This window comes from Shewanella sp. KT0246, assembly GCF_019654955.1.
In the GTDB taxonomy this organism is placed as follows: domain Bacteria; phylum Pseudomonadota; class Gammaproteobacteria; order Enterobacterales; family Shewanellaceae; genus Shewanella; species Shewanella goraebulensis.
In genome coordinates this window covers 1-8,050 of the sequence record NZ_BPEV01000074.1, presented here as the reverse complement: position 1 = coordinate 8,050, position 8,050 = coordinate 1, and the positions used below count along the sequence as shown (strand labels likewise).

The window sequence follows — 8,050 nt, the reverse complement described above, 5'->3', positions numbered from 1 at the left end:
CTACCCAACTACCCAACTACCCAACTACCCAACTACCCAACTACCCAACTACCCAACTACCCAACTACCCAACTACCCAACTACCCAACTACCCAACTAAGTCATATATTATCAAGTTAAAAATAACTGTAAAATGAGTGTCACATAAAGGTAGTAAAGTGTATAAAAATACCTTTGAAGCACTCTATGTTGTTTGTTTTTTAGACACGGTTTTGATCTGTTATTTTGACATGAATTAATAACCTGTCATTTTAGCACAAATAACCAAATTGCTAGTTGCTTTTGCGCTACGTAAGTCTTAATGTAATGCTGTTTTAAGCCTTATTGTGACGTTTTTGTTACCGTTCAATGTGGTCACACATAGGATTCTGCCTAACTATCAATAGCAGGAACCGACTCTATGAAGTTTTTGAGCATGCTGGAAGCTGTAATCCATGGGCGGAAGCGTGTCTAATTTTTAACATTCACCGACAACATCACATTTTAACGCAGCTATATGAACTTATTTACTGTGTTTGTCGCTTTAACTGATTACAAAATAATTAAGAAACTTAAAATGAAATCACTTGTAAAAAATAAGTTATTAATCGCTTTTCTTCCATTCGTTATTGCAGGTTGTGCGGTTCCGGGGAGTCATTTAACAGTAGACGATGATGCGACATCAAATCAAAATATTGAACAGAAAGTCAATATACTCCCGATAACCCCACAAACTATTAGCCAGTATAAACCAGCCGATTTATATTCAACGGCTAACCCCGCGTTAGAGTTAGATATTCAAAAATATGAATATCGTGTAGGGGTTGGGGATGTATTAAATATTACAATATGGGACCACCCTGAATTAACTATCCCTGCCGGCTCTTACCGTAGCTCAGCTGAATCAGGTAACTGGGTGCATTCTGACGGTACAATTTTTTATCCTTATATAGGTGTGGTTAAAGTTGCTGGTAAGTCGGTACGAGAAATTCGAGCAGATATTGCTAAAAGACTCAGTCAATTTATCGAAGCCCCTCAGGTTGACGTCAATTTAGCATCTTTTCGTTCACAAAAAGTTTATGTAACGGGTGAAGTGACAAACTCGGGCGTATTACCTGTAACAAATATTCCAATGACACTGCTTGATGCAGTGAATCAATCTGGTGGTATCACAGATGATGCAGCATGGCATGAAATATCACTGACTCGTAATGGAATGACTGAGAATATTTCGTTATATGGCTTGATGCAAAAAGGGGACTTAACTCAAAATCGGTTAATGCAGCAAGGCGATATTTTACATATTCCGCGTAATGACGATCAAAAGGTATTTGTCCTAGGTGAAGTTAACGAACCTAAAATGTTAAAAATCGATCGTGTTGGTATGAGTTTAACCGAAGCACTTGCTGGAGTTGGTGGCATTAATGAATATCAAGCTGATGCTACAGGTGTATTTGTAATAAGAAGTCAATATGACTCGAATGAAGGCACGATAGCAGATGTATATCAGTTAGATGTAACAGAAGCTACAGCCCTTGCGTTAGGCACAGAATTTGATTTGCAGCCATACGATATTGTATACGTTACAGCAGCCCCACTTAGCAGGTGGAATCGAGTGATGTTGCAACTTATGCCTACAATTACAGGGTTTAACCAACTTGCCCAAGGCATTGAGCGTACAAATAATATATATAGTGATAATTAATTATGTTTGAAAAAATTCTAGTAGTTTGTGTTGGCAATATATGTCGCTCGCCCACCGGTGAAGCCGCATTAAAAAAGTTGTTGCCAACAAAAATAATCGCTTCAGCAGGAATAGCATCTGAAAAAAGTGGCTTAGTTGGTAAGCCTGCAGATCAAATGGCAAGTTCAGTAGCTTTAAAGGCAGGTTTAGATATTACAGGACATCAATCACAACAGTTAACACGTGAATTGGCGCAACAATTTGACTTAATATTGGTAATGGAAAAGGGGCATGTAAGGGCTGTTACTGATATGGTTCCAGAAGCTAGAGGTAAAACAATGCTATTTGGACATTGGGAAGGGCAGAAGGACATTCCTGATCCATACAGACAAAGTCAAGAAATGTTTGACATTGTGATGTCACAAATAGATAAATCAGCTGCATCTTGGGCTAGAAAGCTTTAATGATAATAAGGCAAATAATGAAGAAGCTTCTTAAGAGTTGCTAAGTCGTTTTAGTAATTGGAAGATATATTATGCAGTTTAGTCAGCAAAAATTTTGCTAAGAAAATGAACCTAATTTTCAAAACAATAAAATAATTTAACCGGGTCAATTTAATTAAATTCGGTGTTTAAAAAGGTTAAGCAATGAGTTCAATCGAAAATAGTAAAAAACAAGAAAGTGATGAAATTGATTTAGGTAAGTTACTTCATATTCTATTGTCTTCTAAATGGAAAATTTTGCTTGTTACCACTATTTTTGCGGTCATTGGTGTTGCTTATGCTTTATTGGCTACACCAATTTATAAAGCTGATGCATTATTACAGGTTGAGCAAAAACAAAGTGGTATGTCTGCGTTAGTCGGTGAAATGGGCGACATGTTCGCTTCTGAGTCATCAGCGACCACTGAAATTGAGATTATAAAATCAAGAATGATTTTGGGTGAAACAGTCAACAAGTTAAACTTAACCATTATGGCTGAACCAAGTTACTTTCCTATAATAGGTAAAGGCTTAGCACGCTTAACCGGTAATCAAAACTCTATTGATGTTGCTAGATTCGAAGTACCGCGTAGTCACCAAGGTACTGAGTTTAAATTAGTTGTAACCTCTGATTCGGCCCGATTTGATCTTTATGATGAACTTAATGAAAAGGTATTGTCAGGTCAGGTTAACAAATTGGCCGAAAGAGATGAGTTTAAGTTATTTGTTCGTGAACTAAATGCCAATCAGGGCGCTGAATTTCACCTGGCAATTAGTAATCGATTACAAGTTATTCAGAACATAAAATCTAACCTAGCGATATCAGAACGTGGTAAACAAAGCGGGATTTTGGAACTGTCATATTCTGGTGAAAATAGAGCAAAAATTGAATCTATTCTAAACGATATAAGTAAAAATTATTTTTTACAAAACATTGCGCGTAATTCGGCAGAAGCTGAGAAAAGTTTACAGTTTTTAAATGATCATTTACCAGGTATTCAAGGTGAATTAACCACCGCAGAAGATGCATTAAATGGTTTTAGACAAGAAAATGAATCAATAGATTTAGGGCTAGAAGCACAATCCATTCTTAAAGTGATGGTTGAACTTGAAGCTCAAATGAATGAACTGACCTTCAAAGAAACTGAAATTAGCCAACGTTTTACCAAAGAGCACCCTGCATATATATCCTTACTAGATAAGCGCAAAACCTTAGAAGGTGAACGAGAACGTTTAAATAGGCAAATACAAAAACTACCCAAAACGCAACGTGAAGTGTTACGTATGACTCGCGATGTAGAAGTAAATCAACAGATATACATTCAATTACTTAATAAAGTACAAGAGTTAAACATACTAAAAGCGGGGACTGTGGGTAATGTCCGTATTTTAGATAATGCACAGTCGGCTTTGTTACCGATTAAGCCTAAAAAGCCGTTAATTGTAGTCTTGGCCACAATGCTAGGAGCAATGATAGCCATTGCATATGTATTAATAAAAGCAGCATTTAATCGAGGTGTAAAATCACCAGACGAGATTGAGTCGCTAGGATTAGCTGTATATGCAACAGTGCCTAAATCAGATATTCAAAACAAACGAGACTTAGTATTTGGTAAGTCAAAAAAACGTTCACGAAAGGGGCTGGAAGATAACCTATTAGCATATTCGAACCCTGAAGATTTATCGATTGAAGCCTTGCGAGGCTTAAGAACAAGCCTGCATTTTGCAATGATGGAAGCCAAAAATAGCATCATTTCAATTTCAGGTCCTTCACCAAGTATTGGTAAATCATTTATCTCGGCTAATCTAGCTACAATTATTGCGCAATCTGGTCAAAAGGTATTAGTGGTTGATGCCGATATGCGCAAAGGATATATGCAAAGACACTTTGGATTGGTATTTGAGAATGGTTTATCTGATCTCTTATCTGGAACTAAAACAGTTGAGCAAGTAATGGATAAAAATGTCATCGAAAACCTAGATGTCATTACAAGAGGAGTTATTCCGCCGAACCCTTCTGAGTTATTAATGCATGCACGGTTTACAGAATTTATGCAATGGGCAAATGATAACTACGATTTTGTAATAATGGATACACCACCAGTATTGGCCGTTACGGATGCAGCTATTATTGCTAAACAATCAGGTACCACATTAATGGTGGTTAGGTTTGATCAAAATCCTGCAAAAGAAGTTGAAGTAGCAGCTAACCGATTCGAACAATCAGGAATAAAAGTTGCTGGAACTATTTTAAATATGGTTGAGCAATCAGGCTCAAGTTATTACAACTATGGATATTACAATTACAGTTATAAAAGTAATTAATGAATATAAAATAAATAGAGTCTATTGGGGCTGCCAAAAGAAAGCTTAGGCAGAAAACAGTCAAATCTTGGTTATATCGGTGATAGCGGCAATGCCGCTGTCTCAAAATGAATAAATGTGTCTCAGCATGGTTTTAAAGGCTGAGTTCAATATATGTATTATTTTAGTTTTTTTATAATCATATTTGATAATTATATACCCTCTAATTAACTCTTTTAAAAAAAATCAACTTTGAAACATAAGGCAGTAAGATGAGTTTATCACTAGAAAATGCAAAAATCGGTATTATTGGTTTAGGTTATGTTGGCTTACCTTTAGCTGTAGAGTTTGGAAAGAAGTTAAATACATTAGGCTTTGATATAAACACGACTCGTGTAACAGAACTAACCGCAGGTAAAGATTTTACTTTAGAGTGTTCTAGTGAAGAGCTCAAAGAAGCTACCAACTTAAAGTACAGCGCAAATGTTGCTGACTTGAATGACTGTAATGTTTATATCGTTACTGTGCCAACCCCAATCGATGAGCATAAACAACCAGATCTAACACCGCTGATTAAAGCGACTGAGATGCTTGGTAAGGTTATCTCTAAAGGCGATATAATTGTCTATGAATCAACTGTATACCCCGGTGCTACAGAAGAAGAGTGTTTACCAGTTGTAGAGCGAGTTTCTGGCCTCACTTATAATATTGATTTTTTTGCAGGTTATTCTCCTGAACGTATTAACCCTGGCGACAAAGAGCATCGCGTAACAAACATTTTAAAAGTTACTAGTGGTTCAACTCCTGAAATTGCTGATTTTGTCGATCATTTATACAAAAGTATTATTACTGCAGGTACTCATAAAGCATCATGTATCAAGGTTGCAGAAGCTGCGAAAGTAATTGAAAACACGCAACGAGATGTAAATATAGCATTGATTAATGAACTATCTATTATCTTCAATAAATTGGATATTGATACATTAGAAGTATTAGAAGCTGCTGGTACCAAGTGGAACTTCTTACCATTCCGCCCTGGTCTAGTTGGCGGGCACTGTATTGGTGTTGATCCATATTACTTAACTCATAAAGCGCAAACAGTTGGTTATCATCCTGAGATGATCCTTGCAGGTCGTCGTTTAAATGATGGTATGGGAGCATATGTTGTATCACAGCTAGTTAAAACAATGCTAAAGAAACGCATTCATGTAGATGGTGCAAATGTTCTTGTTATGGGACTGACGTTTAAAGAGAACTGTCCTGACTTACGTAACACAAAAGTCGTTGATATTGTCAGTGAATTAAAAGAATACAATATAAATGTAGATATCACCGACCCTTGGTGCAGCAATGAAGAAGCAAATCATGAGTATGGTTTAACTACTATTGAAAAACCAAAAGTAAATAACTACGATGCTATTATTTTAGCGGTTGGACATAATCAGTTTAAAGAACTGGGCTCTGAAGAAATTCACAAGTTTGGTAAAAGTGAACATGTACTTTACGACCTAAAATATGTTTTGGATAAAAACACAGTAGATATGCGTTTATAAACGTTGTATAAATTCAAATTATAATTTTAGTGTATAACGAGGTGAATTTAATACCTCGTTTTTATGAAATAAATATTGGTCTAAATATGTCTCGTTACGATGAAATACAAGATGAATTACTTGCTGAACCTAAAACATGGTTAGTGACAGGAGTTGCAGGGTTTATTGGCTCAAACCTTTTAGAGAAATTATTAAAACTTAATCAAAAAGTAGTTGGTCTTGATAACTTTGCTACTGGACATCAATATAATCTTGATGAAGTTAAAAACTTGGTATCAAATGAACAGTGGAATGCTTTTACATTTATTGAAGGCGATATTCGTAATTATCAAGACTGCAAAAAAGCAGTGGCAGACGTAGATTATGTACTACATCAAGCTGCGCTAGGTTCTGTGCCTCGTTCAATAGCTGATCCAATTACAACTAATGCAACTAATATTACTGGTTTTTTGAATATGTTGGATGCAGCAAAAGAGGAAAAAGTAAAAAGCTTTACTTATGCAGCTTCTAGTTCTACGTATGGTGATCACCCAGCTTTACCCAAAATAGAAGAGAATATTGGTAACCCATTATCACCATATGCTGTAACAAAATATGTGAATGAGTTGTATGCAGGTGTTTATGCCCGTACTTATGGGTTTAAAACCATAGGGCTACGTTATTTTAATGTATTTGGCCAGCGTCAAGATCCAAATGGAGCTTATGCTGCAGTTATTCCCAAATGGGCCGCAGCTATGATTGAAGGCGAAGATATATTTATTAATGGTGATGGTGAGACTAGCCGAGACTTTTGTTATATTGGCAATACTGTTCAAATGAATATACTTGCAGCTACAGCTTCAAGTGAATTCAAAGATAAAATTTATAATGTAGCGGTAGGAGATAGAACAAGTTTAAATCAACTTGTGCAAGCTATAAAAGTGGAGTTAATCAAAAATGGTATAGAAATAAAAGGAAATTTGATTTATAGAGCTTTTAGAGACGGAGATGTTCGTCATTCTCAGGCTGATATCAATAAAGCTTGTAAAAACCTTGGATATGAACCAAAATTTGATATATTAAACGGGCTCAGTAATGTAATGTCTTGGTATATTAATTTTCTGCGTAAAGGCTAACGAATAATGTTAGCTATTATTTTTTCGCTCTACATATTATTGAAACCGTTTTATTTATGGAGTAGTGGTTTACCACAGGCTGCAGACTTATTCTTATTATTTGGTTTTATTATACTTCCATTATATGGGATAAAGAATAACTTGAGTTCATGCTTTTATGATAAAAAGTTAAAGCTTATACTTTTTTTCCTTTTGTATGCTGTTTTTATTAATTTAAGCATGAGTCTGTTTGAACAAGATAATAGAATAGCTTTAAGCGCATTTTTTTATATTTTTAACTTCTTGTTTGTTATATTGTTGGTACTGGTTGTAACCCAAAGCAAGGTTACCGTAAGTGATGTTATTACATTACACTTGGTAATTGTACTTATGCTGTTTTTGATGAGTTTTTTATATCCAGAAAGCCAAATGAGAAGAAGTTTGACTTTTAATAACCCAAATCAGCTAGCTGCATTTATTATTTTAATTTGTTTAGCTAGCTCATATATAGTAATTAGAAATTTCAATAGTATTATGCTGTTAGATAAGTTGAAATTTTTATTTGCTATGCTGGTTGGATTGTATTTGGTTTTTATAACTCTCTCATTTGGTGCCTTTTTAGCAATACCTATTATCTTGTTTTATATTGCTTATAAATTTTATAAGAAAGCTTTTTTTATACTAACTGTTACTTCAATTATAGTTATCCCATCTTTGGTTACTTTTTTCTTATTGAAAAGTGATAGTCTAACTCAAAGAGTGATAAAAAAAGAAACTGCTCAACACTCTTTTTGGGAGGAAAGAGGATATGATCGGATCTATAACAACTATGAGTACTTAATTTTTGGTGCCGGAGAGGGGGCTGTAGATAGATTTGATTCATATTTAGTTAATGAAGAACATCAGTCAGAATTGCATTCAGTCATTGGTACCTTAATCTTTTGCTATGGTATT

Annotated in this window: 6 protein-coding genes; all 6 read left to right on the top strand. The window is 35.1% G+C overall.

Translation table 11 applies throughout. From position 1 onward, the window contains the following. Window positions 1–556: 556 nt before the first annotated feature. Window positions 557–1,684, top strand: a complete 1,128-nt coding sequence (locus K5Q58_RS20255) for a polysaccharide export protein (protein ID WP_220755663.1) — start codon at window positions 557–559, stop codon at window positions 1,682–1,684. 2 nt (window positions 1,685–1,686) lie between these two features. Continuing rightward, window positions 1,687–2,127, top strand: a complete 441-nt coding sequence (locus K5Q58_RS20250) for a low molecular weight protein-tyrosine-phosphatase (RefSeq protein WP_220755662.1) — start codon at window positions 1,687–1,689, stop codon at window positions 2,125–2,127. Window positions 2,128–2,310: 183 nt separating this feature from the next. Next, window positions 2,311–4,470, top strand: coding sequence for a polysaccharide biosynthesis tyrosine autokinase (locus tag K5Q58_RS20245; RefSeq protein WP_220755661.1), 2,160 nt, complete (start codon window positions 2,311–2,313; stop codon window positions 4,468–4,470). A gap of 251 nt (window positions 4,471–4,721) precedes the next feature. After that, on the top strand, window positions 4,722–6,002 hold the full coding sequence (gene tviB / locus K5Q58_RS20240; RefSeq protein WP_220755660.1) for a Vi polysaccharide biosynthesis UDP-N-acetylglucosamine C-6 dehydrogenase TviB: 1,281 nt from the start codon (window positions 4,722–4,724) through the stop codon (window positions 6,000–6,002). Between the two features lie 86 nt (window positions 6,003–6,088). Continuing rightward, the gene (locus K5Q58_RS20235; protein WP_220755659.1) at window positions 6,089–7,117 is read left to right on the top strand and encodes an NAD-dependent epimerase/dehydratase family protein; all 1,029 of its coding nucleotides are present in this window, start codon (window positions 6,089–6,091) and stop codon (window positions 7,115–7,117) included. Window positions 7,118–7,123: 6 nt separating this feature from the next. Then, window positions 7,124–8,050: hypothetical protein (locus K5Q58_RS20230; RefSeq protein WP_220755658.1), on the top strand; the 927-nt coding region annotated here is incomplete at its 3' end.